Annotated in this window: 25 protein-coding genes and 1 other annotated feature; of the genes, 13 read left to right on the top strand and 12 right to left on the bottom strand. The window is 26.8% G+C overall.

Translation table 11 applies throughout. The features are described from left to right. Nucleotide 1: 1 nt before the first annotated feature. The gene (locus H8S10_RS10945) at nt 2-742 is read left to right on the top strand and encodes a TIGR03915 family putative DNA repair protein (RefSeq protein ID WP_207731873.1); all 741 of its coding nucleotides are present in this window, start codon (nt 2-4) and stop codon (nt 740-742) included. Nucleotides 743-784: 42 nt separating this feature from the next. Here H8S10_RS10945 and H8S10_RS10940 read toward each other — a convergent pair whose 3' ends face one another. After that, nucleotides 785-1,165, bottom strand: a complete 381-nt coding sequence (locus tag H8S10_RS10940; RefSeq protein ID WP_186838896.1) for a hypothetical protein — start codon at nt 1,163-1,165, stop codon at nt 785-787. A gap of 268 nt (nt 1,166-1,433) precedes the next feature. On the opposite strand from H8S10_RS10940, the gene H8S10_RS10935 reads away from it, so the two are divergent. From H8S10_RS10935 to H8S10_RS10925, 3 genes are all read left to right on the top strand, one after another. Then, on the top strand, nt 1,434-2,843 hold the full coding sequence (locus H8S10_RS10935) for a cation:dicarboxylase symporter family transporter (protein ID WP_186838895.1): 1,410 nt from the start codon (nt 1,434-1,436) through the stop codon (nt 2,841-2,843). A 110-nt stretch (nt 2,844-2,953) separates the two neighbouring features. Beyond that, nucleotides 2,954-3,535 carry a restriction endonuclease gene (locus H8S10_RS10930; RefSeq protein ID WP_186838894.1) on the top strand — a complete coding sequence of 194 codons (582 nt, stop codon included), beginning with the start codon at nt 2,954-2,956 and terminating at the stop codon, nt 3,533-3,535. Beyond that, nucleotides 3,525-4,046 carry a restriction endonuclease gene (locus tag H8S10_RS10925; RefSeq protein ID WP_055267567.1) on the top strand — a complete coding sequence of 174 codons (522 nt, stop codon included), beginning with the start codon at nt 3,525-3,527 and terminating at the stop codon, nt 4,044-4,046. Before H8S10_RS10930 ends, H8S10_RS10925 begins: the two co-directional genes overlap by 11 nt. A 27-nt stretch (nt 4,047-4,073) precedes the next feature. On the opposite strand, the gene H8S10_RS10920 is transcribed toward H8S10_RS10925, so the two are convergent. From H8S10_RS10920 to H8S10_RS10910, 3 genes are all read right to left on the bottom strand, one after another. Next, complete coding sequence (locus H8S10_RS10920; protein WP_186838893.1) at nt 4,074-6,044, bottom strand: PAS domain-containing sensor histidine kinase; 1,971 nt, start codon at nt 6,042-6,044, stop codon at nt 4,074-4,076. Nucleotides 6,045-6,313: 269 nt separating this feature from the next. Continuing rightward, the gene (locus tag H8S10_RS10915; protein ID WP_186838892.1) at nt 6,314-7,156 is read right to left on the bottom strand and encodes a S1-like domain-containing RNA-binding protein; all 843 of its coding nucleotides are present in this window, start codon (nt 7,154-7,156) and stop codon (nt 6,314-6,316) included. 8 nt (nt 7,157-7,164) lie between these two features. Next, a complete protein-coding gene (locus H8S10_RS10910) occupies nt 7,165-7,668 on the bottom strand; it encodes a gamma carbonic anhydrase family protein (protein WP_055267561.1) in 504 nt (167 codons plus the stop codon). Nucleotides 7,669-7,793: 125 nt separating this feature from the next. Between H8S10_RS10910 and H8S10_RS10905 the strand changes: the two genes are divergently transcribed. Next, the gene (locus H8S10_RS10905) at nt 7,794-8,828 is read left to right on the top strand and encodes a CehA/McbA family metallohydrolase (RefSeq protein ID WP_186838891.1); all 1,035 of its coding nucleotides are present in this window, start codon (nt 7,794-7,796) and stop codon (nt 8,826-8,828) included. A gap of 30 nt (nt 8,829-8,858) precedes the next feature. Here H8S10_RS10905 and H8S10_RS10900 read toward each other — a convergent pair whose 3' ends face one another. Then, nucleotides 8,859-9,209 carry a hypothetical protein gene (locus tag H8S10_RS10900; protein WP_055267557.1) on the bottom strand — a complete coding sequence of 117 codons (351 nt, stop codon included), beginning with the start codon at nt 9,207-9,209 and terminating at the stop codon, nt 8,859-8,861. Between the two features lie 207 nt (nt 9,210-9,416). On the opposite strand from H8S10_RS10900, the gene H8S10_RS10895 reads away from it, so the two are divergent. Continuing rightward, nucleotides 9,417-9,878, top strand: coding sequence for an Lrp/AsnC ligand binding domain-containing protein (locus H8S10_RS10895; RefSeq protein WP_055267555.1), 462 nt, complete (start codon nt 9,417-9,419; stop codon nt 9,876-9,878). Nucleotides 9,879-9,939: 61 nt separating this feature from the next. Continuing rightward, nucleotides 9,940-10,149: a DUF378 domain-containing protein gene (locus H8S10_RS10890; RefSeq protein WP_055267553.1), complete on the top strand. Its 210-nt coding sequence runs from the start codon at nt 9,940-9,942 to the stop codon at nt 10,147-10,149. 35 nt (nt 10,150-10,184) lie between these two features. Here the strand turns inward: H8S10_RS10890 and H8S10_RS10885 are convergent, their stop codons facing one another. Then, a complete protein-coding gene (locus H8S10_RS10885) occupies nt 10,185-11,930 on the bottom strand; it encodes a phosphoenolpyruvate carboxykinase (protein WP_186838890.1) in 1,746 nt (581 codons plus the stop codon). Nucleotides 11,931-12,064: 134 nt separating this feature from the next. Then, nucleotides 12,065-12,733, bottom strand: coding sequence for a lysophospholipid acyltransferase family protein (locus H8S10_RS10880; protein ID WP_243175863.1), 669 nt, complete (start codon nt 12,731-12,733; stop codon nt 12,065-12,067). A 167-nt stretch (nt 12,734-12,900) separates the two neighbouring features. Here H8S10_RS10880 and H8S10_RS10875 point away from each other — a divergent pair, with 167 nt between their 5' ends. Next, on the top strand, nt 12,901-13,746 hold the full coding sequence (locus H8S10_RS10875; RefSeq protein WP_186838888.1) for a ComEC/Rec2 family competence protein: 846 nt from the start codon (nt 12,901-12,903) through the stop codon (nt 13,744-13,746). Nucleotides 13,747-13,821: 75 nt separating this feature from the next. On the opposite strand, the gene H8S10_RS10870 is transcribed toward H8S10_RS10875, so the two are convergent. Continuing rightward, nucleotides 13,822-14,493: a ribonuclease H-like domain-containing protein gene (locus tag H8S10_RS10870; RefSeq protein WP_055267545.1), complete on the bottom strand. Its 672-nt coding sequence runs from the start codon at nt 14,491-14,493 to the stop codon at nt 13,822-13,824. A 213-nt stretch (nt 14,494-14,706) separates the two neighbouring features. Between H8S10_RS10870 and H8S10_RS10865 the strand changes: the two genes are divergently transcribed. The 3 genes from H8S10_RS10865 to H8S10_RS10855 are packed head-to-tail and all read left to right on the top strand — an operon-like array spanning nt 14,707 to nt 16,857. Beyond that, nucleotides 14,707-14,928 (top strand): ferrous iron transport protein A, encoded by a 222-nt coding sequence (locus tag H8S10_RS10865; RefSeq protein WP_186838887.1) that lies wholly within the window; start codon nt 14,707-14,709, stop codon nt 14,926-14,928. 13 nt (nt 14,929-14,941) lie between these two features. Beyond that, entirely contained in the window at nt 14,942-16,702 is a 1,761-nt protein-coding gene (gene feoB / locus H8S10_RS10860; RefSeq protein WP_186838886.1) for a ferrous iron transport protein B, read from the top strand. Between the two features lie 14 nt (nt 16,703-16,716). Further along, nucleotides 16,717-16,857, top strand: coding sequence for a FeoB-associated Cys-rich membrane protein (locus H8S10_RS10855; protein ID WP_084759041.1), 141 nt, complete (start codon nt 16,717-16,719; stop codon nt 16,855-16,857). 69 nt (nt 16,858-16,926) lie between these two features. Here H8S10_RS10855 and H8S10_RS10850 read toward each other — a convergent pair whose 3' ends face one another. Both H8S10_RS10850 and argS read right to left on the bottom strand, forming a co-directional pair. After that, entirely contained in the window at nt 16,927-18,045 is a 1,119-nt protein-coding gene (locus tag H8S10_RS10850) for an AI-2E family transporter (RefSeq protein WP_186838885.1), read from the bottom strand. A 140-nt stretch (nt 18,046-18,185) separates the two neighbouring features. Beyond that, nucleotides 18,186-19,877 (bottom strand): arginine--tRNA ligase, encoded by a 1,692-nt coding sequence (gene argS / locus H8S10_RS10845; protein WP_186838884.1) that lies wholly within the window; start codon nt 19,875-19,877, stop codon nt 18,186-18,188. Nucleotides 19,878-20,000: 123 nt separating this feature from the next. After that, nucleotides 20,001-20,209: a binding site (T-box leader), on the bottom strand. Between the two features lie 134 nt (nt 20,210-20,343). Between argS and H8S10_RS10840 the strand changes: the two genes are divergently transcribed. Next, complete coding sequence (locus tag H8S10_RS10840) at nt 20,344-21,849, top strand: Ppx/GppA phosphatase family protein (protein WP_186838883.1); 1,506 nt, start codon at nt 20,344-20,346, stop codon at nt 21,847-21,849. 57 nt (nt 21,850-21,906) lie between these two features. On the opposite strand, the gene H8S10_RS10835 is transcribed toward H8S10_RS10840, so the two are convergent. Together H8S10_RS10835 and H8S10_RS10830 are read right to left on the bottom strand one after the other, a co-directional pair. After that, nucleotides 21,907-22,554 carry a site-2 protease family protein gene (locus tag H8S10_RS10835; protein ID WP_186838882.1) on the bottom strand — a complete coding sequence of 216 codons (648 nt, stop codon included), beginning with the start codon at nt 22,552-22,554 and terminating at the stop codon, nt 21,907-21,909. Nucleotides 22,555-22,727: 173 nt separating this feature from the next. Further along, complete coding sequence (locus H8S10_RS10830) at nt 22,728-24,152, bottom strand: LCP family protein (RefSeq protein ID WP_186838881.1); 1,425 nt, start codon at nt 24,150-24,152, stop codon at nt 22,728-22,730. A gap of 416 nt (nt 24,153-24,568) precedes the next feature. Here H8S10_RS10830 and rocF point away from each other — a divergent pair, with 416 nt between their 5' ends. Then, nucleotides 24,569-25,468 (top strand): arginase, encoded by a 900-nt coding sequence (rocF, locus tag H8S10_RS10825; protein ID WP_186838880.1) that lies wholly within the window; start codon nt 24,569-24,571, stop codon nt 25,466-25,468. Nucleotides 25,469-25,666 lie beyond the last annotated feature (198 nt).

Genomic DNA, 25,666 nt, shown 5'->3' with positions numbered 1-25,666 from the left:
TATGATAAATGAGTATTTATATGACGGTACATTTGAAGGTTTATTAACATGTATATTCTATTGTTATTCATCTAGAACAGAGGTGAAAATAACTAAAACTAAAAATTATTTACCTAATCTTATTTCATCTCCAATAGAGATTGTAACTGAAATAGATAAATTTAATAGAGTTTATTCAAGCATACGTGACAAACTTAGTTATACTACATTAAAAACTATTTATTATCTCTACTTAAGTGATGTTAATAATATAGAAACATTAATATATAAATATATTAAACTATGTTATAACTATGGAAATAATATAAACTTAGCTAAGAACAATGAGATAATCTCTCTAGTTGATAAATATTATAGAAAAGTTTCTTTAGAATCTCATAGGTTTACTGGGTTTGTTAGATTCAAAAAAATTAAAGCCCAATTATACTATAGTACTATTGAGCCTGACCATAATATTTTGCCTATAATATCTACTCACTTTATAGAACGTTTTTCCGATCAGAACTTTATAATTCATGATTTGAAAAGAGAAATTGCTCTTTTCTATAATAAAAATAATAGTATAATAACTGAACTTTCTAAGGATGAAACAAAAAATTTATTAAACTATTCTAATGATGAATTTGAATCCTTATGGAAAACATTCTATAATTCTATAAATATAAAAGAACGAGAAAACTCAAAGCTTCAAAAAATGCATATGCCTACTAGATACTGGCATAACTTGACTGAAATCAAATAATAATTTTAAACATAAAAAGATGAAGCTTAATTGCTTCATCTTTTATATATTAAAAAAATCCTTAAGAATCTTTATATCTTCTTGGTTAAATTCATATTTATCTATATCATTCTTTCCAATCCATTTAACTTGATTTATACTTTTATGGCATGTTATGTACTCTTTTATACTACCTATAAATACTTTAAGCCCATTATCTTTTTCATCAAAATATTCTTTAAAAGGTTTTAAATCAAATATATTACACTTTATATCTTTATCAACAGCTTTTGTAATACATTTTTCTTCATCTTCTTTTCCTTTAATTTCTTTTCCAAATAACCCCCAAGTTTTAGTTGTACCTTTTCCTTTTCCTCTTTCAGCTACTAAAACATTATTAAAATCATCAACTATTAGAATACTACATCTTAATACTTTTTCCATATTAGACTCCCCCTTAATTCTTAGTTATAAAATTTCTACTTATATATTATTATAATATTATATTTTATTTATTAAAATACCTTTTTTCCACATTTTGAATAATAAAATGTAAAAATCCTCATTTTTTAAATCGTTTACTTATAACTTTAAAGCATTTTTAGAAAGTATTCAAGATTTTTTTATCTATTTTTGTTAAATTTTGTTGAATTAATTTTTATTGAAATATATAATACTAAATTAAAGAGTTATTTACGAAAGGAGAAAAAAAATGAATTCAACTTTTTTTCAACAGTTTTTAATGATTTCAGATTTTAAAACTGTATTATTTATAGGAATTTTAGTATTAATTTTCTTTGGAATCAGTTTTTTAGGTAAAGGCAAAACTAAGCTTAAATTTTCTACTAGAATGATTCTATCCACTATAATAGGTTTATTATTAGGACTATTAATCCAACTTGTAGCTAAATTCCCTGCAAATCCATCTGAAATAACATGGATTAGTGAAGTTTCTAAATGGTATGGACTTATAGGTAATGGATTTATTGATTTATTAAAAATGCTAGTAGTTCCAATAGTATTAATATCTATCATCAGAGTAATTATGAATATGACTCAAGATGATAATATAGGTAAACTTACAGGAGTATCTATAGTAAGTCTTTTATCTATTACAGCTCTATCTGCAATAATAGGTGTTATTGTAGCAAATATAATGAAACTAGGTGTCGGTGCAAATGTTATTGCTGGCTCTGCTACAATTAAAGAAATCGAGCCTATAGCAGATACATTAAGAGGTTTATTACCTTCAAACATTGTAGATTCAATGGCTAAAGGAAATGTTATAGCTATAGTTATATTTGCAACTTTTATAGGTCTTTCTATAAGAAGATTAAAAGTAAAAAAATATGATAAAGTTAAGGTTTTTATAGATTTCATTGAAGCTTCTTATACAATCATAACAAGTGTTGCTATAACAATTATTAAATTTATGCCTTATGCCGTTGTTGCATTACTATCAAATGTAATAGCTTCACGTGGTATAAGTTCATTAAAAGAAGTATTTGGTTTCATAATTGCAATATATATTTCTACAGCTATTGCATTTATATTACAAATGCTTATAGTTTCACTGTTCAAATTAAATCCATTTAAATATGTTAAAAATGTTTTAGAAGCACTTGTACTTGCTTTTACATCTCGTTCAAGCCTTGGAACTTTACCTGTAACTATTAAAGTTCTAACAGAAAATGCTGGCATAAAAGAAGGTACTTCTACTTTTGTTGGCTCACTTGGTTCTAATATGGGTATGAATGGATGTGCCGGTATCTATCCTGCACTTATGGCTGTAACTTTAGCAAATATGGTAGGAAGACCTTTAGATATATCTTTCTATGCAACATTAATAATTGTCATTGTTATAAGTTCACTTGGAATAGCAGGCTTACCTGGAACTGCTATCATGGCTGTTTCAGTTGTTATCAGCGGTGTTGGACTTGGAGAATTTTTCCCATTAGCTGCAGGTATCATAGCTATAGATCCAATTCTTGATATGGCACGTACTATGATAAACGTTAATGGAACTATGGTTTCAGCAGTTATAACAAGCTCTATAACAGGTGATTTAGATAAAAATGTTTTTAATAATGATGATAAATCAAATTCTAATATTGAAGAATAATTAGACATTTATTTTTTCAGCTAGTTTATAAGATTCACTCTTATAAACTAGCTTTTTTTGTATATATATAGATATATTTGTCAATACTCTATAAAGAGGTGAATTACTATATGAGTTTATTAAAATATACTCCTTTTATAATTTTAATATATTTCTCATTAAAACTTCTTTCTAAGTTTATTGAAGAAAATATTATCTCTCTTAAAGAGCAAATATCAAATGAAAAAATTGAAAAAGGAATTCTTTCTATAAAAGATTTACAACAAAGTAATTATGATAGATTTCTTAAGGCAATTAAATTTTATCTTTCTACTCATAATTATGAAAATATTATTATTTTTAAAGATAACTCTCCTGAGTTAACAAATCTTAAAGGTATATTAAATGGAGAGAATATCTATATAACATGTATTCAAAATGAAACAGCTACTGATTCTACTAATGAAACTTTATTTACACTTACTACAAAGAAAGACATAGAATCATTCTTAGGAAGAATGATTTCTAATGGATGTAAAAAGGGTATTTTAATTAATAATAGTTCATTTTCTGAAGATGCCTGTAATTTTGTCAGAGAATTAAACGAATCATCTAACTATGAAATTAAATTAGTTGATGGTTATGAGCTTACTAAATCAATTAGATTATATAAAAATTGTAATATTGAATTGGAGGTAAGTAATGAGTTTTAATAATGTTTATTTTTTTATTATAATTATCTTTTTTTGTCCGTTAATCGGCAAAATAATTTTTGAAGCATTAGAGCTTTACAATTTATCAAAAGAATATAAAAATGGGAATTCATTAATTAATTCATTGATAAGACTAACTGCAAAAGAATTTCAAATCTGGTGTGGTGAATATTTAGTTTATTTAGGATATAGTAATATAATATTTTCTGATGTATCTAACTCAAATTCTTCAATAATATGTACTTTAGATAATACAAGCTATTATGTTTATTGTAAAAAGACTCCTAAAGAAAATATGGTTAGCGAATTCGAACTAGAAAGCCTTTTAGGCATTTTAATATCAAAATCATTATATAATGGTATATTAATTACCACTTCTCCTTTAAGTTCTAAAGCGCTTGATTTTTTAAAAAATCTTCCTCATCCATATACAATAAAAATATTATCATTAGATACAATTATAGAAAAAGATTTAGGCACCTACCCCTTACAACTAAATAACTTAAAATAAGCTAATCTAATAAAAGATTAGCTTATTTTAAAAGTATATATCTGAAAATTCTATTTCCACTTTAGATACAAGTGTGTTTTCAAAGGTAAATTCGTCTTGTAATCTATAATAATCTTCTACATTATATTGTACTACAGGAAATTCTACTTTTACTGTTGTGCCTTTTCCTATTTCACTATCTATAACTATATTTCCGCCATTAATTTCTACCATAGATTTAACAAGGTTTAATCCAATTCCACTTCCTTCTGTTTTCCTATACAAAGTAGTATCTCCTCTTTCAAATCTATTAAATATAGATTCTATTCTCTCATTTTCTATTCCACAACCATTATCCCTAAAAAATATCTTTACTTTATCATTATCTTTTTCTATATTTATAAAAATAAAACCCCCATATTCATTATATTTTATAGCATTAGATATTAAATTTAATACTATTCTTTCTAACGAATCTTCATCACAGTAACAAAAAATTTCTTCTTCAGTTGTGTCAAAAATAACCTCTATCCCTTTAAAAGAAGCATAATCTATTATAGATTCTGTAATATTCTCAACTTTTTCCACTATATTTACTATCTTTTTAGCAGGAGAATAGTACCCACTCTCTATCTTGTTTATATCTAATATATTATTAATTAATCTTATAAGTCTAAAACAATTTTGTCTTATTGATGATGTATATTTTCCACAGCCTGTTAAATTACCTTCTTCTATACACTTTTCTTGCATCTGCATAGCAGAATATATTACGTTTACAGGTGTTTTAAATTCATGAGATATATTAGTAAAAAATTGATTTTTCAACTTTTCATCTTCTTCCTTTTGCTTTAATTTTACTATCATATTCTCATATTCTTTTCTATACTTTATATCTCTCAATATAAATAAATATAAATCCTTATATGTATCTTTTAATTTAACTCCAATCTCTTCACACTCTATCGTTATTCCATTTATAGTATATGTATTATATCTTGGTTTCAAAATATTTTCCTTAGATAGTATTTTATCTTTTTCTTTAATTTTTTCATAAGAGGCGCTATCTACAATATCATATATACTCTTTCCCATAAGATCATTTTTATTTTTAATATTAAAGAAATTTTTATAACTATCATTTATGTATATTATTTTATCATTTTCTCTTATAGTTACTGCATCTGGCATATTCTCAAATATCCCTTCATACCAGGATAATATATATCTTAACTTTTTATTTAAATTATTTTCTGTATTTATTAAATTATTGATTATCAATACTTTTAAAAGTGAGTATTCACCTACAATAAAAACTAATAAGATTAAATAGAATTTATAATCTCCTAAATCATATCTTTTGAAATACATAAACAATAAATATATTACTTTTGAAATTAAATAAATTAAAATACCTTTATAAGCCTCTTTTTCAAAATTTTCCTTAGCTCTATATACAAGAAAAACTAAAAATATAAACCCACATATAAAAAATATAGTTCTAATGGAATAAGCTATTGTCCCAACACTTACTTTAAATATATTTATTGAAATAAAGTTTACTAATAGCCCTAAGGATAATATCTTTATAAAACTCCTAATATTTTCTTTGAAATTATTTAGTGTATAAGCTATTAAAATTATTTGTAGCAAATAATATACATTATTAATAAATACAGTTTTATTTGATATTAAATCTAAATCTATATTATTACTATATGTTGAATAGAAAATTGCTGATTTAATTATTGTAATAATTGCTAAAAATCCACATCCAACTGATATTTGTAAATAAAACTTATCTCCGTAATCTTCTGATAAAATACTATTACACTTATATTTAATTTTGCTTAACGAATAAATCATTAGAACTATATAAAACATACTGATTATAGTCTTACATAAATATTCTATAAAATATTTATCCACAATTCCATTTATAACAAAAGATGTAAAAAATAAAAATGTTATTATACTTAAAATATTTATTATATCCCTTGTACTTGCTCTTTTTATCATAAACCCCTGATTCATATCTAAATTCCCACACCATAACTACTATATTTAAGCAAAACTTCTTATCATTTTTTATTTACTTTTTCATACTTATAAATTTTACATCATTCTCACTTTTATTTCAATTTTTTCTTTAAATTACTATTTTTATTTATTTTTCTTCTTTTTACCACAAATTTCATTCTAATTATAAAAATGACCTCTCGCCATTCTTTAATTACTTTCCTAATAAAAAAAGATGCTACACTTTTGTAACATCTTTAAAATATAATCTAAATTAATCTGCATCCCTCTGAATCTTGCTCAATTCTACCTTCTTTCATAAGACCACCTAACGCCATCTTAAAGTAGTTTTTACTAGTTCCAAAAGTAGCTTTAATATCTTCTGGTTTAGATTTATCGTTAAAATCCATAAATCCACCATTTTTTCTCATATATTTAACTATCTTTTCTTTTAGTTCATCTCTTTCATTTAATCTAGTTTTTCTTGGAGTTAATCCTATAACTCCATCCTCATATATTCTTTTAACTCTTAACTTCATTTCTGTTCCTGGGAATATTTCTTCATAATATTCATTAGGTAAAACTAATCCTTTATACTTTCCATCTATAGCAACATTCAATGTTCCTGATGGAGTTCTTGAATAAACCATCGCAGTAACCTCATCTCCAACCTTGAATCCTACAGACTCATCAGCTATTTCTATGTAGTTTTCTACTTCAGTAGTAGCTGCTAATCTATTTGTCTTATCTAAGTATATATAGAATAAATACTTATCTCCAGTACGAAGTTTGAATCGTTGTTCTTTAAGTGGAACAAAAATATCCCTATCTAATCCAAAATCTATAAACGCACCGAATTCTCCTTGATGAACAACTTTTAAGTACGCCACATCATATACTTTAGCTAATGGCTTTTTAAAAGTAGCTATAGGTCTATCTTTAGAATCTCTATAAATAAAAACTTCTCTCTCTTGACCAACTTCAACATTCATTCCTTCAGCTAAAGATTTTGGAAGTAATACATCTTCTCCACTCTCTTTATCTACTAAGTAAAAACCAAAATCTTTCTCTCTATCAACTCTTAGAGTATTATAATCACCTATTTTTAACATAAGTCCTCCTATTTTTTATATTTATTACTTAAGGCCACATAATTATCAGCAGATTTTTGAATACTCTTTATTTCTTCATCTGTTAATTTTCTAATAACCTTAGCTGGATTTCCTAATACTAGAACCCCCTCTTCAAAGCTTTTGCCTTGAGTTATTAATGATCCTGCACCTATAATAGTATTCTTACCAATTCTAGCTCCATTTAATATTATAGACCCCATTCCTACTAAAACATTATCTGCTATATTGCATCCATGAATTATAGCTCCATGCCCAATTGTAACGTTTCTACCTATTATAGTCTCATAATCAACATCTATATGAATAACTGAATTTTCTTGAATATTAGTATTTTCTCCAATAACTATTTTATTCATATCAGCTCTTAGCCTTGCACCAAACCATATATTAACATTATCTTTAATTAAAACATCTCCTATAATATCTACAGATTCTGATATATATGCTGTCTCATTAATATTAGGATACTTTCCATAAAACTCCTTAACCATTACTATTAAACCTCTCTCATTCCAAAGTTTCACTTTATTTTATCATCATTTATAATTGTTGTCATTATTTTAATACTCCTAATACTATATATAAGTATGTAATAATTTATTAAGAGGTATACATTTTGGGAAAAAAGAAAAGTAAAAATAATATAGTCTTTGATCAAAATAAAATTAGATTTTATTACGGAATACCTCACTGTCATTCAAATTACTCTACTGGTAGAGGAACACCTACTGAGCTTTATGAATACGCAGCCAAATGTGGCTTAGATTATTTATTTATAACTGATCATAATGATTTTCTTAATAATAAATCATCTAAAGACGGTTCATCAACTAAGTGGCAAAGTTTAATTAGTATTTGTAATAAATTTAAAAAGTCTCATGATGATTTTCTTCCAGTTGTTGGTTTCGAATGTAAAACTCAATCATATGGTGATTTTAACGTAATAAATTCAAAAAATTTTTTTACTGGCACTCTTAAAGACTTAAGACTTTTAACACTATGGATGATAAATAATCCTACTGCTTTTATATCTATTAATCATCCACATAAAAACATAATGGATATACCCTATGATCCAATATTTAATAATATAATTACTTCAATAGAAGTTTGTAATGGGAATCCATCTGCAAAGATTACTTACCATGAAAAATACTTTTTTCAACTATTAGATTGCGGTTGGAAATTAGGTGCTATAAATGGTCAAGATAATCATAGAGTTAACTTCGATGAATCTGATAACCTTACGGTATACATTGGAAATGAGCTATCTAAAGAAGCTTTAATAGATGCATTTAGGATGCATAGAACATATTCTACTGAATCTCGTTTTTTGCGATTATATTTTACAATAAACAATAATTTTATGGGAGAAAGTATTGTTACTAACAATAAAAAATTAAAATTTTTAATTTTTGCTGAAGATGTTAAATATAGAATAAAAGATATAGAAATAATAACTAATGGTGGTAAACTTATTAAATCAATAAATAATATAAATTTAAATAGCATTAAGTATCTCTATGAACATATTCCTGTTGAAAACGAAAGTTGGTATGTAATAAAAGTTTATCAATCTAATGGAAAAATCGCTATTACATCCCCCATATTCATTTATCACTATAATATTATTGATGAAAACACCTTATAAAAAAGATGAGAAGCTATACTTCTCATCTTTTTACTTATTGTCTTTTTGATTTTTTAAATGCTTAACTCTATTTGGCTTAGCCTTAGGTCTAATTTCTATTTGTTTTTCTTTCTTCTTAGGCCCTCCAGTAGTTTGAATTTCTAAGAACCATAAGAAAAATGTTACTGTAACTATTGTAAGAATCATACTTAACCATAAATTTTGCTCTTGCATAATCTTTGGTAAAAACATTTGTAAAACAAATAATGCTATTGATATTCCTAGTGGTATAAACTTATTTATTCTTACCTTTGAGAAAACATATTTTCTACCTAAGAACAGAATTCCAAATGTGATTGCTAATAATATTACAAAATATAATACTGTAAATAAAATGCCCATCCTCTGTTTGCTCCTTCCATATATATATACATTTATATATTACTTTTTATTTAACATATTTTCAAGTAATATTATTTTTCCATATTTTGATAAAACGTTAAATATTGAGTTATTATTTAAAAGATTTTATTTAATACTTCTTTTTTCTTATATAATTTGATAAAATATATTAAAGATATTATAAATTTATTAAAAGGGGTGTTAGTTTTGAATCAGAGTTATCAGTTAGATGAACTAGATTTTCAGATATTAGATATATTAGTTAAGGATTGTAGAACTCCTTATTTAGAAATTGCTAGACTTTGTCATGTTAGTGGTGGTACAATACATGTTCGTATGAAAAAGATGGAGGAACTTGGTATAATTAAAGGTTCTCGTATATTACTTGATCTTCCAAAGTTAGGATATGATGTTTGTTGTTTTGTTGGAATATATGTTGATAAAACATCTTCATTTAATGATGTTTTTGACGAACTATCAAAAATAAAAGAAGTTGTTGAATTGCATTTAACTACTGGTGATTATTCAGTATTTGCCAAAGTTATATGTAAAAACATCACAGATCTTCAAGATATACTTTTAAATAAAATTAATGTTATAACCGGAATTCAACGAACCGATACTATTATATCTTTAAATCAACCTATAGACAGAAATATTACTATTTAGTGAATAAAACCTCCTTTTTATGGTTACTATAGCAACAGTATCATAAATAAGGAGGTTTTTTATGAAATTATTAGATACTATAATACTTGCAATAATTATACTTGGTTCTATTAATTGGGGGCTAATTGGTATATTTCAATTTGATTTAATTTCCAACATTTTCGGTGATATGTCCGTATTTACTCGAATTATTTATACATTAGTTGGTATATGTGGTTTATATGCTATTTCATTTTTTATGAAAAGCAAAAGTACAAGTAATGACAAATAAAAAAAATCCTTCTTTTTATCGAAGGATTTTTTTGTTTATAATGTTTTTATAATATCAAATAACTCTATTGCAGCTCTTCTTGGACCATCTTTTTCTTGTCCTTTTATTCCTAAACAAGTTTTAATCTGTCCTACCTTAATATTATTTTTAAACATAAGATTGAAATATTCTTCTATTAATACATCAGTTTTCTCTTTCATTTGAACTGGCCCAAAAGGATTTGCAAAGTAACTTTCTACTAACCCTTTTTCAGATGTAGTCCCTTTTGCCATTCTTGCACCACTTTTAAACACATTAATAGCTTCATCTACATTTCCAAAGAACTCTATAGATTTATCCTCAGCTTCCACCGCTGTATAGTTATTTGCATAAAGCATCATATCTACTTTATAGCCTTTAACTATTTCAAAGTATGGAGTTATAGGCATTACCAATCTAGCATTTATCTTATCTGGATTCATAAATATACTTCTATCTATTTCATTAAATGCATAACCTTGCTCTAAATCATCTAATCTAACAAATGCTCCGATTTCTGTACCATATCCAACTACTTCATTATCTGTATTTTTAAATATACCCATATCATCGAATATCACTGTCATATCACTTATATTATCTTTACCAAGTGCTCTAAAAGCTTCTAAACTCTCTGATTTTCCTGCTCCACTATCTCCCATAATTACAACATTGGCTTCTTTACCACTCTTAAGCTTAATATTAACCATTGCTCCATGTATTGGTAGATATCCTTTTTTTATCATAATCAAATTGTGAAGAGTTAAAATCATCTTTTTCATATATCCAAAATAGTCAATTTGATCTGAATGATTAATGTATCCTAACATAATATCATTTTCTACATCATCATAAAATACTGTCTTAAAGTCTTCTTCTTTATCAGTTCCTCCAAACACATAGATTATATCTGGCTTTCTATTTCTACATTCATCTCTTTTTGCCATTTCAAAAAGATTACATAGAGTTATTCCATGCTCCATAAAATCTCTATGGAAATATACATATGCCAATAATTCTCCTACTTTCGCTGGATAGCAGAACCAATGTTCTTTATTTATAACACAATTTTTTAATGGATTTTCAGTTACCTCTGAGAATATTCCAGTTCTTGTATTTCTTTTTGGATAAGTTATAAATGGAGGTTCAATTAAAATACAATCAATAAAGTTTATTTCTTGTAGCATTCTATAAGATTTAGGCATTGGCCAATTCACCTTATTTATCATTACACTACAATTTCCCCCAACTGGTATTTGTCTAAATACAAGCGGTTTTTCTCCTAAAACATTCTCTTCTACTTTTCTATATAACTTTAATATTAATCTTGAAAAATTACTATTTGCTTCAGTAAAGCTCATAGCCGCAAGCCCCTGTCTCACTCTATCCGTATGGATAATAGTATATCTTTCTAGCCTTCTCCAAAAACGATAAAAATCTTCTATTACTTTTATAAATTCATTTCTATCTTCAAATAACCCTTTATAATTTATATTTACTTCTAATATTTCTTCTACAGTCATTAATGTTAACCATTTAAACACTGTAACAAGATTTTTTCTTATATATTGTATATCATTACTCTCAAGGGCCTCTGTTAAATATCTATATGAGTTAGATCTCTTGTTTTGCGCCTTCTTTAAATAAACTTCTAACGTTCTTCTAAACCCATCACTATCAAGTACCATCTCATAAGTTGTACAATATTTTGCTGTAAAATTAATTAATACTTTATCATTATTGATAGAAAATTCTTTTCGCATTTAGCAATCTCCTCCCCAATGTGGCTTTATCTTATATTATTTATTCAAAAAATACTCTAATATGCAAAATAAATAAGAAATTCTTACTGAATATAACAATTTTCACTTAAGTTATTTAATTATTAAAGTATCTTCTAACTTAAATATGATTTAATAATGTTTCTAACATCTTCATTTAAAGTCTTTTCTTCTTCTTTAGTTAATTCAGCAGTACTAATTGCATTTCCAAAAGTAACTTTAATTTTTGAAGGTTTAAATTTTTTATCTTTTTCAAAACTAGTGTAAGCACGATCTATTGCAATTGGTACAATTGGTGCCTTTGCCTTTGTAGCAAGCTTTAAACTTCCTTTTTTAAATTCTCCTATATTTCCATCCTTACTTCTAGTTCCTTCTGGGAATATAGCCAACGAATATCCTTTTTTTAATAATTCTACTCCATAATTAATTGTTTTAATTGCTTCTCTTGGATTTTCTCTATCTAATGGAATACAATGTGCCTTTTCAAGCCACATTCCAATAACTGGAGCTTTTAACATTTCTTTTTTAGCTACAAAACCAACTAATCTATCTATTGTATAAAACATAATAGGTATGTCTAATATACTTGTATGATTTCCAATAAAAACACATGCTTCATCAGGAATATTCTCTAATCCTTTTACCTCTAAATCTATCCCAATAGTTTTTATTGTGTATTTTGCCCAAAGATACGCAGTTTTTTGAGCATATTTATCTGCTTCTTCTTGCCCCTTATACTTTTTTATCCACGAATGTTTTATAGCTTTCACTCTTACATTTAACATGTACACCCCGTATAAAATCCCTTTTATTATCATTAACTTTCTCACACCTTTTTTATTTAATTGTTTTAATTATACTATTTAAAAGATTTTACTTCAAGAAATATGTTAATAAGTTTGTATATTTTTTCGTAATATTGTTAAGCATTAGTAATACCCTGGAGGTTATTATGAAATTTTACAAACTTTTATTTCTTATTTTTATTCTCCTATTATATAGTTGCTCTAATACTTCAGCAAATTCTAATTCAATTATGACCGTGCATTTTATCGATGTTGGTCAAGGTGATGCAATTCTAGTGCAAGTTAATGATAAAAATCTTCTTATAGATTCTGGTCCTAAGGAAAGTAGTTCTATTTTTTTCAATTATCTTAATTCCATAAATATAAAAAAACTTGATTATATTTTGGCTAGTCACCCTCACGAAGATCATATAGGAAATATGTATTCAGTTATAAAAAGATATGATATCGGTGAATTTTATGCCCCTAAGATAACACATACTTCAAAATCCTTTGAAAAAATGGTTGAATCACTTATATCTAAAAATAAAAAAATAAACGTATTTGATATAAATACAACATCAATTGATTTAGGGGAAAATGTAAAAATAATTATATACTCCCCACTCTTGAAAGATTATGGTGATAATCTTAATCTTTACTCTGCTGTATTTAAAATTGAATATGGTAATACTTCTTTTTTATTTACTGGTGATGCTGAAAAAACTAATGAAGAGGATATTTTAAATTCAAATACTTCTATTAGATCTGATGTATTAAAAATTGCACATCACGGTTCATCTTCTTCTACTTCTACAGCATTTTTTAATGCAGTATCTCCTTATATAACTGTTATTTCAGTAGGAAAAGATAATAATTATAACCATCCAACTTCTAAAACATTAAACCTATTAAATTCACGCTCTAATAAAATTTATCGAACGGATATAGATAATACTATAGTATTAATTTCTGATGGTAATAATATCTATAAAAAATTCTCCTATAAATGATAGATGCTCCTAAATAATTAGGAGCATCTATCATTTAAGGATGTTATCCTTAAATCAATATATTGATAATAAACATTATGCCTCTTCGTTCATTTCTTCTATCGGATTAATATATTTTCTCCATGAAATAAACATAGAATATAAACTTACAACATCTTGTTCATTATACAATAATATATTTTCTATTTTTTCACTTGGCATTCTTTCAATATATTCTTTATCCTTCAATACCTTATGGAAAGTTTTAGCTAAATTTGAACCACTGATTAATTCACTTTCTCTATGTATACCAAATACTTTTTCTAGGTTTTTTAATCCTATAGATGTCTTTTTATCCATCTCATACTCTTTTTGAATATCCACAGATTCATATTCTTTTGTGAAGTCATAATATATACCATACTTATTAAATAAATAATTAATTACTGTAAAGTCATTATTGCCTGAAAATGTTACTATTGCTTTTTTTCCCTCTTCTTTCATTTTTATAAAATACTTCTTTGCTAATATCAATATATCTACCACATCATTTTTTCCTTCTATCATATATTGAGTAACATGAAGTTTTTTATCTTTTTCATCAAATACACATGCACCAAAAACACCTACACATTTAGGTTTTTTATACACGTAATGTTCTAAATCGAAAAATATTAATTCTTCAGGCTTAAATTTAACATCATCTCTTTCTAGAATATAATCTAACTCTTGTTCCTCTAACTCTATTATATTTTCTCTAATTATCAAAAATATCACTCTTTCTTGTTTATTGTTTCTTCCCCCTCAATTCAAATATACCAAACTTTCTTTTTCATTATATCATCTTATTTTACAAGTGAATATATAATTATTACTATTAATACAGCATTTTAAACTAATGCGAGATTTTAATATATTGACCCCTTATTAAAGTTTTGATATCATAAATATGATAATGATTTTCAATTTGAGGTGGAATTTATGTGCATTTGTGATTTAAAACTTGGAGAAAAAGGTATTATAGATAAAATAAATGGAGATTCCAAATTAGCTAAAAGACTTTTCGCTTTAGGTTGTATTGAGGGAACAGAAATTGAACTAAAAAGAATTGCTCCTTTAGGAGATCCTATAATCTTAAACTTAAGAGGCTTTGATCTTGCAATTAGAAAGAAAGATGCAAAAAACATATGCTTGACTAAATAAAGGAGATGACATAATGAAGACTATTGCCCTATTAGGTAATCCAAATGTCGGTAAAACAACTCTTTTTAATGCCTTAACTGGTTCAAACCAAAGAGTTGGAAACTGGGCTGGTGTTACTGTTGACAGAAAAGAAGGAACATTTGATGATGTGAAAATTGTGGACTTGCCTGGTATATATGCTATGGATACCTATTCTAATGAAGAAAAAGTTTCAAAAGAATTTTTAGAAACTGGTGATGTTGATGTTATTTTAAATATCATTGATGCTTCAAATATAGATAGAAATCTTTATTTAACCACTCAATTAAAAGCTTTTAAAAAGCCAATCATTTTAGCTGTAAATATGATTGATGTAGCAGAGAAAAAAGGAATTCAAATAGATTATAATAAACTTTCAGAATTATTACAGGTAACAGTTATTCCTATACAAGCTGCCAAAGGATTAGGAATAAATGAAATTAAAGAAACTATAAAATCTGATAATTTCTTAAAGATAACAGATGATAATAATTATAAATTTTCTTCAGAAAAGGATGCTTATAACTTTATTTCATCACTTTTAGATAAATGTAACAAAATACATATTTCGGAGAAAAAAACTTTAAAAGATAAACTTGATAATATTTTATTAAATCCATGGTTAGCATATCCAATTTTCTTTATTACCATGGCTTTAATTTTCCAAGTAACATTCAGTTGGATAGGACAACCTCTTTCTGATTTACTCGATGGATTTTTAAATGATACTATTATTCCCTATGTATCAACTTTATTATCAAATTCTAGTCCTTGGTTTAGTTCTCTAATTGTTGATGGGATAATTTCCGGTGTTGGTGGAATATTAGTTTTATTACCAATAATTTTATCACTATTTACTTGCATAACAATTTTAGAAGATAGTGGATATATGGCAAGAGTTGCTTTCCTTATGGATAAAATAATGAGAAAGATGGGATTGTCAGGTAAAGCGTTTATACCAATGATAGTTGGTTTTGGATGCTCAGTTCCAGCAATTATGACTGCTAGAACTCTAGAGAGCGAAAAGGATAGAAAACTTACTGCTCTTCTTGTTCCATTGATGAGTTGTAATGCTAGATTACCTGTTTACAGCGTATTTGCTGCAGTATTTTTCCCAAATAATATTGGTATTATTGTAGCTTCCCTTTATTTCTTGGGAGTCCTATTAGCTTTTCTAATGGGGATATTATTTAAAAATACTTTATTCAAAAAAGATGAAGAGCCATTCTTAATTGAATTGCCTGAATATAAATTACCATCATTTAAAAGTATTTTAAATCAACTTTATGAAAAAAGTAAAAGTTTTATCATAAAAGCTGGTACATTAATCTTTGCCATGAGCGTAGTTTTATGGTTCTTATCGAACTTTAATTTTTCAGGCATGACAGATGTTAATAACAGTATATTATCATCTATAGGTGGTTTCTTAGCACCTATATTTAAACCGTTAGGTTTTGGTAACTGGCAAGCTTCTGTTTCGCTATTAACAGGATTAATTGCCAAAGAAACTGTTGTTTCATCTATGAGTGTTATATTCGGCGGAGACCTTTCTGTCTTATTACCACTACACTTTACAGCATTATCTGCACTATCATTTTTAGTTTTTGTTTTACTATATACACCTTGTATAACTGTTTTAGGTACTATGAAAAAAGAATTCGGTTTAAAAATTACACTTTTCTCTGTTGGATATCAACTTGTTTTAGCTTGGATAGTATCTTTCTTAGTATTTAATATAGGTTCTTTAATCATATAAAGGAGATGTATATTATGGAGATTTTTATAACAATAGTGATAGTTTTAATAGCATCATTTATAATATATAAAAACATAAAAAAATCATCTAAAGGCAATTGTAATTGTGGAAGTTGTTCTTCTCATTGCTCTAAATATAAAAACGATGATAAATAAAATTCATATAAATTTTGATATAACTAATTACTATTATGTATAAAAAAAGGAGTCCATACACTCCTTTTTTTATACTTTTTCAATATTCTTTATTACTTCTTTATTCTTTTCTAATAGCTTTGAATAGTAAAACTTCATTGTAGCTGCTGTTGGAGATGCAAGTAACATTCCAATAGGTCCAAAGAATCCTCCACCAATCACTACTGCATATATAATCCAGAATGGTCTAACCCCAACTTTACTTCCTATAAGTTTAGGATCTAAATACCAACCATCAAACATCTGTAATGCAAATAACGTTAAGAACACTACTAAACCTTTAGTTGGAGAAACAAATATATTTATCAAAAACCCTACTATCTCTCCTATAAAAGGCCCAAAATAAGGTATCATATTAGTTATACCAACAATTATAGAAAGCAATAAAGCATACTCTGATTTTACTATAGTTAACAATATAAATGCCATTATCCCTATTATAGTTGAATCTATAGCTTTTATTCCTATATATGTACCTATCATATTGTTATATATTCTACCAAATTCAATAACTTGTTTTGCCCTCTTCTCTTTTAACACTAGTACTAAGACTCTCTTCCAGTCATTTATAAGTTTATCTTTATCTGATAAAACATAAATAGATACTAAGAATCCTAGAACTACTTTAACAAGTTGTGAGGATAAATTAAATAAAGTATTAAATGAACCTTCTAATAAATTCATTAAAACATATCCTATTTTTTCTATATATGACTGTATTGTACCTAATGTACCAGTAGAATTAATTAATCCATTAATATTATCGTTGCTAACTATATCATTTAAGAATCTCTGAGCTGAATCTATATAACCTGGCACCTTATTAATCATATCTCTAATACTATCAATTAAACTCGGTATTCCATATATTGATATAATTGCGATTATCGTAATAAACAATATATAAGTTACAGCTATTGCAAGACTTCTTCTCATTTTCGTTTTTGATTCAATTATCTTTACTATAGGATTTAATACATATGCTATTACTATTCCATATATAAATGACATTGATAACGAAATTATTTTTCCTAGAGTGCTTGTTATGTCATCTAGGTACCCGAACAATTTAAATGCTAAAATACTAAAAACTACTATCCATAATGCAGCTACCACTGCATCTTTATACTTATTGTTCTTCAAAAACACGTTCTTTGTGCCTCCTTTCATTTTACTCTTTGATTATAACAGAATTTATTCTTCCGATAATAAACTTTCTGTTATCTTTTTGTTAATATCATAAATTAACAAAAGTAGAAGCTATTTAGCATAGCTCCTACTTTCAAATCCTACATTTTTTCTACTACTTCTATACCTATTAATTCTAATCCATTTTTAATTACTTGACATGTAGATTTTACTAGCGCTAATCTAGCTGCCATTAAACTCTTATCTTCTAAATTTAACACTGAATGATTATTGTAGAATTTATTAAATGTCTTAGCCACTTCAATAACATATCTAGTAACAACTGATGGTTCTAATTTTTCAATAGCTAAATGAATGTTTTTACCAAAACTTTCTAATGCTTTAACTAATTCAAATTCTTCTTTAGAATTTAACTTTGTAAAGTCTGGAGCTTCATTTACTTCACCAGCTCTAGTTAATATACTATTTGCTCTTGCATAAGAATATTGAACATACGGACCTGTTTCCCCTTCAAATGAAAGCATTTCTTTCCAATCAAAAACTATATCCTTCTCTCTTGAGTTCTTAAGATAAGTAAATACTACTGCTCCTACCCCTATCTTTTTAGCTACTTCCTCTTTATTTTCAAGGTTTGGATTCTTTTCATTTATTACTTCTAAAGTCTTATCTATTGATTCTCTTATTAAGTCATCAAGAAGTATAACTTCACCTTTTCTAGTTGATAATTTTCTATCAGCAAACTTAACTAATCCAAATCCAACATGCACACAATCCTTAGCCCATTCGTGCCCTGCAAGCTCTAATACCTTAAATACTTGTTTAAAATGTAATGCTTGTGGAGTTCCCACTACATATATACACTTATAAAAGTTGTACTTATTCTTTCTATACATAGCAGCTGCTAAGTCTCTTGTAGCATATATAGATGCCCCATCAGCCTTTAAAACTATACATGGAGGCATATTGTATTCATCAAGCATTACAACTTGAGCTCCATTACTTTCAACTAGTAAACCTTTATCTCTTAGCTCATTTACAACTACATCCATCTTATCGTTATAAAAAGCTTCACCTGCATACGAATCAAACTTAACATTAAATATATCATATACTCTTTGGAATTCTTTTAAGCTTAAATTTCTAAATCTTTCCCATAAAGCTTCTGCTTCTTTGTCTCCATCTTCTAAAGCTTTAAAATATGCTCTTCCTTCATCTTCTAAAGATGGATCTTTCTCAGCTTCATCATGGAATTTAACATAGATTCTTAAAAGTTCTGCTATTGCATCTTTTTCTAGAGCCTCTTCATTACCCCATCTTTTATAAGCAGATATAAGCTTACCAAATTGAGTTCCCCAATCTCCTAAGTGATTTATACCTTCAACTGTATAGCCTTCTTTTTTAAATAGTTTATATAAAGAATTCCCTATAGCTGTTGTAAATAAATGTCCTACATGGAACGGCTTAGCTATATTAGGAGATGAATATTCAACACATACTGTCTTTCCTTCACCTATATTTGAGCTTCCATAAGAATCACCTTCAGCAAGTATTTTTTCTATTGTATTCTTAGTAAACGTCCCTTTATCAACAAAAAAGTTTAAGTAAGGTCCTAAGCTTTCTATTTTTTCAAAACCTTCCTTATCTAATTTTTCCTTTAACTCTTCTGCTATCATATTAGGCGCTTTTCTAAAAGCCTTAGCTAATTGGAAACATGGGAAAGCAAAATCTCCCATCTCTGGCTTTGGTGGAATTTCTATTAACTTTTCTATGCTTTCTATATCCATATCTACTTCTGTTTTTATAAGTTCTGCAACTTTCTTTTTATAATCCATAAAACTACCTCCAACATTTATTATCACAATAATATTTTAAATTTTCAAAGTACTCTAAGTTCTTCAAAAAAATTGTTATACTTTCTATTATTCCCTTAAAATAAAAAAAACCATCTCCATAAATAAAGAGACGGATATTCCGCGGTACCACTCTAATTGCATTTTTATTCAATGCCACCTCGACGCTTTAACGCAGCTACTACGGTTTATCCTACTTAATTCGGTAAACTTCTCCAAGGCTCTATTTCCTTTAATATATCTTATGAACCTTACACCATCGTTCACTCGCTTTAAGACTTAACTAAAGTACTTTTCCTCTTCATAGAATTTCTTTTTTCATTTTATTATAACTAATAAAAAGATTTTTTGTCAATAAATCATAAATTTTTATTTGAACTTATATAAAATTAAATGTACAATAAGATAATGTAATATATAAATTTAATGAGATAAGAAAAGGTGCGTTATGGTTAAAATTGGAATTATTCATATAAGTTCAAGTTCACTTAGACTTGTACTTGCAGAAATTGAAGAAATCGGGTATTTCAGAGTTGTAGATGAATTAAAAACCCCAATGAAGATTTGCTACAATTTAAATAATACTTGTAAGGTATGTAATGAAAAATTGCATTATATAATTTCCACATTAAAAACTTACGAGTCTTTATGTCTAGCTAGTGGCACTTCGAATATAATTGCTATAGCAACAAATTCATTCAACCAAATTTGTGACAACGAAATCATAGTTAAATCACTTAAGGATAACTTCGATTTAGACTTAAGAATATTAACTCCAAAAGAAGAAATATATTATAACTATTTAGGAATAGTAAAAAGCCTAAATGTAGAAAACTCTCTTGTTGTTGAAATAACTGGTACTTCAACAAATTTAACCTGGGTTAAAGATGGTAATATCGAAGAATGGTCAGTACTACCTTTTGGTAATATTAATTTAACATATAATTATGGATTAAACGATAGAATTTTATCTGATTCTATAGATGAATGTAATTCTTTCATAAGTAATCACTTAAAAGATGTTGATTGGTTAAATAATTCTTTTGAGTCGATAATTCTTATAGGAGATGTAGGTCGTAATATAGCTAAAATAGATAAAAAACGTAGACGTTATCCTTTTGATAATTTTAATAACTATGAATTATTAGATAATGAAATACATGAACTTTATAACATGGTAAAATCTAAAGATTTAAGACAACGTCGTAAGATAGAGGGTCTTGAGCAAGATATGGCTGATACAATATTTACTTCTTTAGCAATATTCCATAATATTTCTGATTTAGTGAGCTCAAGATATATAAAGATATCTAATCATTCATTAAGAGAAGGTATACTTTATGAATTCCTAGATAATAATTATGATGTAATTCATGATATATTAGACTATAGTTTATATGGTATACTACATTCATTAAACTGCAATATCGATCACGCTAATCAAGTTTATAAAATAACTTTAGATTTATTTAACGCTTTAAAGCCATTACATCACTTAGATGATAATTATTTAAATATATTAAAAACTAGTTCACTACTTCATGATTGTGGTATAAGTATTAATTATTTACAGCATCATAAGCATTCTTTTTATATAATTCTTAACTCTTATATAAATGTTCTAAATCATAAAGAGTTATTAATGAGCGCTGCTATTGCCGCATCACATAGATTTAATAATTATCAAATACCAGTTCCTCAATTCTCATCTATAATCAATAAGCTTGATTTAAAAGCTATATATGAAATTGGAGCTTTATTAAAGATTGCAGAAGGATTAGATAGAAGCCTAGTTTCTTCTGTTAAAGATGTTGAAGTAACACTTAATGATGAAGAAGTTATTATTCTCCTATCTTCACCACTTAATTTAGATGTAGAAATTCATCAAGCATTAAGAGCTAGAGATTTCTTTAGAGAAGTATACGATAGAGATTTAATAATACGTAAAAAGTAAGTAAAAATTAAATGCCCTTATTAAAACATAAGGGCATTTAAACTACTTACTTTTTTATTATATAAAGCTAAATATAAAGCTTACAATATATAAAAAGAAGTTAATTATATATGAAGAAACCATTGATAGTATTCCTCTACCAAGCACTATAACTACCATTAATATTATTAACTGATATTGATATATTTTATCCGCATACTTATAAAAATTCTTTGGTGATATTGCTCTAAATATATCAAATCCAGCTAAGCCAGGAAGTGGAAGTAGCGTAAATATAGCTAGCCCAACATTTACTGTAACTATAGCTCCTAACATTCCTGCTATTACAACAAATATACTGCCAGGAAGCCACATAAACAACTTATTAAATAAAACATATATTATTGCCCCTAAAAAACCTACTATCAAATTCGCTAAAGGTGGTGCTATTGCAACCTTAATTGAATCTTTATAACCTCTTTTAAAAGCACTTGGATTTGTCTCTACCGGTTTTGTCCAACCAAATCCAACTAAAAGTATCATTAAGAATCCTATAGGATCTAAATGTGCTACTGGGTTTAGCGTTAGTCTACCTTGAAATCTAGGAGTTTTATCGCCCAATCTATCAGCAACAAAAGCTTTTCCATATCCTTGTGCAGTAAATGCAATCATAACTGCTGGAATACTAAGTATAATATTTAGTAATATCCCTCTAAATGAACCCATCTTTTCACCTCGTGTTCTTATTGTTTTAAAGTTATTATATCATATATTAATTATTTTTTTATATTATTAATAAATTTTTAATAAAAAATGGAGATAAATACCTATCTCCATTTACTATTACAATATACTTAATCTTCTTATGTCTGTGGTTGTTCTTGTGATATATCTTCTGGTTAAACTGGATCTGTTGCATTTACAGGTTTATCAGTTCCATCTACAGGTTGTTCTGTGCCTTCACCTGGTTTCTCTATACCTTCATCTGGTTTCTCTGTGCCTTCACCTGGTTGCTCTGTACTTCCACCTGGTTGCTCTGTACTTCCACCTGGTTGTTCTGTACCTTCACTTGGTTGCTCTGTGCCTCCACCTGGTTGTTCTGTACTTCCACCCGGTTGCTCCGTACCTTCACTTGGTTGCTCTGTGCTTCCACCTGGTTGTTCTATAGGCTTTTCTTCAACTGGCGGTTTTGTTATTTCCTCTTGTTTTGGTAAATCTTGATCAATATTTTCATAATCTTCTGGATTTATTCCATTTTGACTATTATATATATCTTCATCTGCAGCATATTGAGCTAACTTTTGATATAAAGAATAGTAATCAAATTCATCAGGATTAGGAATTTTATCATTATATATGAAATCATGAAGAATTTGAGCATTTTGCTCTCCATCCATTAAGAATACCCATCCTAAATCCTTATACAATCTTCCCTCAGCAAGTTCTGGCGTTGGTATTTGTAATTGTTCTGTAACTAAAGAAGGGAATTTATATATTGTATAAGCCATATTTAAAGCTTGCAGTGGATCAATGTTAGTTTTTATATAATCTAACATTTTATTCATTATTCCAAGATATTTACTTGGTTTTGTTTCCCTAAGCTTCTCTGCTACCTTCATTAAAACTTCTTGTTGTCTAGCAGTTCTTTCAAACTCATCACCTGTATTGTATCTTATTCTTGCATAAGATAATGCTTGTTTTCCATTTAAAACTTGCAATCCTGTTTGCGTTACTGGACAATCATTTCCGCCAGTAGATTCTCCAATGTACTTATTAAGTTCTTCAAGTTGATAATCTTTTACATCAACTTCTATTCCACCAATTTGATCTATTATAGCTTCAAATCCCCAGAAATTAATTACTACATATTTATCTATATGTATATCGTATGTATCATTTATAGTCTCTAAAAGTAAACTTGGACCACCTAAAGCATAAGCTGCATTTAACTTTTGCTCTCCATACCCAGGAATATTTACTAAGGTATCTCTAAATAATGATGTTAATTTAATTTTTTTAGTATTATTATCTAAAGTCGCAATTATTATAGAATCTGATCTTGACTGTTCATCTAAAGTCCTTGCATCTGTACCAATAAGCAATACATTGGTTATTCCAGGTACTTCTTGATACTCACTATCTTTTATAGAATTAGAATTATCATTACTATATATTTTACCTCTGACATAAAGATATCCGCCTAATAAAAGCATAATAATTGCTATTAAAACAGATATAGTAGATACAATTATTTTCTTCCTATTTGACCACTTTTTTCTCTTATCTTTATTCTGCCTTCTTTTAACTGTATTATCTTCACTCATTATTAAACCTCCATAATTAATAACTATAAATTTACGTATTAATTATAATTTTGAAACTTTTTACTTTTTACTTTTCTTCATAATTATTTTGTGAACAAATTAAAGTATTTATTATATTCTTAGTATATATTATCACATTTTTCACAAAAAAACTTAATAATAATATGAATTCTTTATAAATTTTACATTTATCGATTTAAAAAATATTATTTAGCCATTTTTAATCGGAAAAAAAATCCTAAATTTCTTAATTTTCTATCGTTTTCTTAATATTTTAATGGGCAGAATATTAGTATAAGGAATATATTATTACGGATAAATTACTATATTTTTTAAATTATTGTTTACTTCTAAAACTTTAAGTATTAATATATATTTATTGTTTTAAAAAATAAGTTGTTTATTGGAGGTTTTTTATGGATATAAGTATTATTGGAATGCCTCTTTTTTATGGTTGCGATAGAGCCGGTGTAGAAAAGGGACCTGACATTTTAAGAGAAAACAACCTTGATAAAATATTAGGAAAGAATCATTATGTTACTGATTTAGGTAACATTGATGTGGATTATATAGAGTCAAAGGACAAGTTCTTAGAAAATGATAAATTAAAATATTTAAAACAAGTAGTTGATGCAAATAATAGACTTGCCTCTAAAGTATATGAAGCATTAACAAACAACACTTTACCTTTTATTATTGGCGGTGATCATTCATTAGCTTTAGGCTCAATTGCAGGTTCAAGTAAATATTACGGTAATGATTTAGGCGTAATATGGATAGATGCTCATGGAGATATTAATACAGAAACAACTTCTCCTTCTGGCAATATTCACGGAATGCCATTAGCTGCATCTATGGGGATTGGTTATGAAAAATTAACTTCAATTTTTTTTGATGATTTTAAAGTTAAACCGGAAAATGTATTTATTATAGCATGTAGAGACTTAGATCAAGGTGAAGTTGAATTGATAGAAAAACTTAAAATAAATGTTTGGAATATAGATGATATACAAAATGGTAATTTAGATCAAATTATCGCTGATTTACTATCTATGATTAAAGAAAATAATATAAAAAATATTCATCTTTCTTATGATATAGACTGTTTAGATCCTGAATATGTTCCCGGCACTGGTACTCCAGTAGAAAATGGCTTAACTTTTGAAGAAAGTAAAAAACTTCTTAAATCAATTTTAGGTACAAGCTTGGTTAAATCTATAGATTTTGTTGAGTATAATCCAGAATTAGATTTAAATAACAAAACAAAAGAAACTTGTATTGAGCTTTTAAATATAATTTCTGCTGAATTAAAATAAGATTTATAAGAAACTTCTTTTAGGAGTTTCTTATTTGTTTTTAAAAAGATATATGATATTATTAAACATATATCTTTTTGAATCTGTTAAGTTGATATGAAAAAATAGCTTGATTTTTCATAGAATTGCTCGCTCTTTGAAAATTATATAAGTTTGAATTTTTTATTGTATGGTAAACAAACCTACAATAAAATTGAT

It is taken from the genome of Clostridium sp. NSJ-49 (assembly GCF_014287725.1).
GTDB classification, from domain to species: Bacteria; Bacillota; Clostridia; order Clostridiales; family Clostridiaceae; genus Clostridium; species Clostridium disporicum_B.
Note: the sequence above shows the minus strand (reverse complement) of the source record. Positions and strands in the feature narration are given on the sequence as shown.

What these genes read in the sequence shown, in the direction of transcription:
- H8S10_RS10945 (WP_207731873.1), top strand. Translation starts at nt 2, where the DNA reads ATGATAAATGAGTATTTATATGACGGTACATTTGAAGGTTTATTAACA.
- H8S10_RS10940 (WP_186838896.1), bottom strand. Translation starts at nt 1,165, where the DNA reads ATGGAAAAAGTATTAAGATGTAGTATTCTAATAGTTGATGATTTTAAT.
- H8S10_RS10935 (WP_186838895.1), top strand. Translation starts at nt 1,434, where the DNA reads ATGAATTCAACTTTTTTTCAACAGTTTTTAATGATTTCAGATTTTAAA.
- H8S10_RS10930 (WP_186838894.1), top strand. Translation starts at nt 2,954, where the DNA reads ATGAGTTTATTAAAATATACTCCTTTTATAATTTTAATATATTTCTCA.
- H8S10_RS10925 (WP_055267567.1), top strand. Translation starts at nt 3,525, where the DNA reads ATGAGTTTTAATAATGTTTATTTTTTTATTATAATTATCTTTTTTTGT.
- H8S10_RS10920 (WP_186838893.1), bottom strand. Translation starts at nt 6,044, where the DNA reads ATGATAAAAAGAGCAAGTACAAGGGATATAATAAATATTTTAAGTATA.
- H8S10_RS10915 (WP_186838892.1), bottom strand. Translation starts at nt 7,156, where the DNA reads ATGTTAAAAATAGGTGATTATAATACTCTAAGAGTTGATAGAGAGAAA.
- H8S10_RS10910 (WP_055267561.1), bottom strand. Translation starts at nt 7,668, where the DNA reads ATGGTTAAGGAGTTTTATGGAAAGTATCCTAATATTAATGAGACAGCA.
- H8S10_RS10900 (WP_055267557.1), bottom strand. Translation starts at nt 9,209, where the DNA reads ATGGGCATTTTATTTACAGTATTATATTTTGTAATATTATTAGCAATC.
- H8S10_RS10890 (WP_055267553.1), top strand. Translation starts at nt 9,940, where the DNA reads ATGAAATTATTAGATACTATAATACTTGCAATAATTATACTTGGTTCT.
- H8S10_RS10885 (WP_186838890.1), bottom strand. Translation starts at nt 11,930, where the DNA reads ATGCGAAAAGAATTTTCTATCAATAATGATAAAGTATTAATTAATTTT.
- H8S10_RS10880 (WP_243175863.1), bottom strand. Translation starts at nt 12,733, where the DNA reads ATGTTAAATGTAAGAGTGAAAGCTATAAAACATTCGTGGATAAAAAAG.
- H8S10_RS10875 (WP_186838888.1), top strand. Translation starts at nt 12,901, where the DNA reads ATGAAATTTTACAAACTTTTATTTCTTATTTTTATTCTCCTATTATAT.
- H8S10_RS10865 (WP_186838887.1), top strand. Translation starts at nt 14,707, where the DNA reads ATGTGCATTTGTGATTTAAAACTTGGAGAAAAAGGTATTATAGATAAA.
- feoB (WP_186838886.1), top strand. Translation starts at nt 14,942, where the DNA reads ATGAAGACTATTGCCCTATTAGGTAATCCAAATGTCGGTAAAACAACT.
- H8S10_RS10855 (WP_084759041.1), top strand. Translation starts at nt 16,717, where the DNA reads ATGGAGATTTTTATAACAATAGTGATAGTTTTAATAGCATCATTTATA.
- argS (WP_186838884.1), bottom strand. Translation starts at nt 19,877, where the DNA reads ATGGATTATAAAAAGAAAGTTGCAGAACTTATAAAAACAGAAGTAGAT.
- H8S10_RS10840 (WP_186838883.1), top strand. Translation starts at nt 20,344, where the DNA reads ATGGTTAAAATTGGAATTATTCATATAAGTTCAAGTTCACTTAGACTT.
- H8S10_RS10835 (WP_186838882.1), bottom strand. Translation starts at nt 22,554, where the DNA reads ATGGGTTCATTTAGAGGGATATTACTAAATATTATACTTAGTATTCCA.
- H8S10_RS10830 (WP_186838881.1), bottom strand. Translation starts at nt 24,152, where the DNA reads ATGAGTGAAGATAATACAGTTAAAAGAAGGCAGAATAAAGATAAGAGA.
- rocF (WP_186838880.1), top strand. Translation starts at nt 24,569, where the DNA reads ATGGATATAAGTATTATTGGAATGCCTCTTTTTTATGGTTGCGATAGA.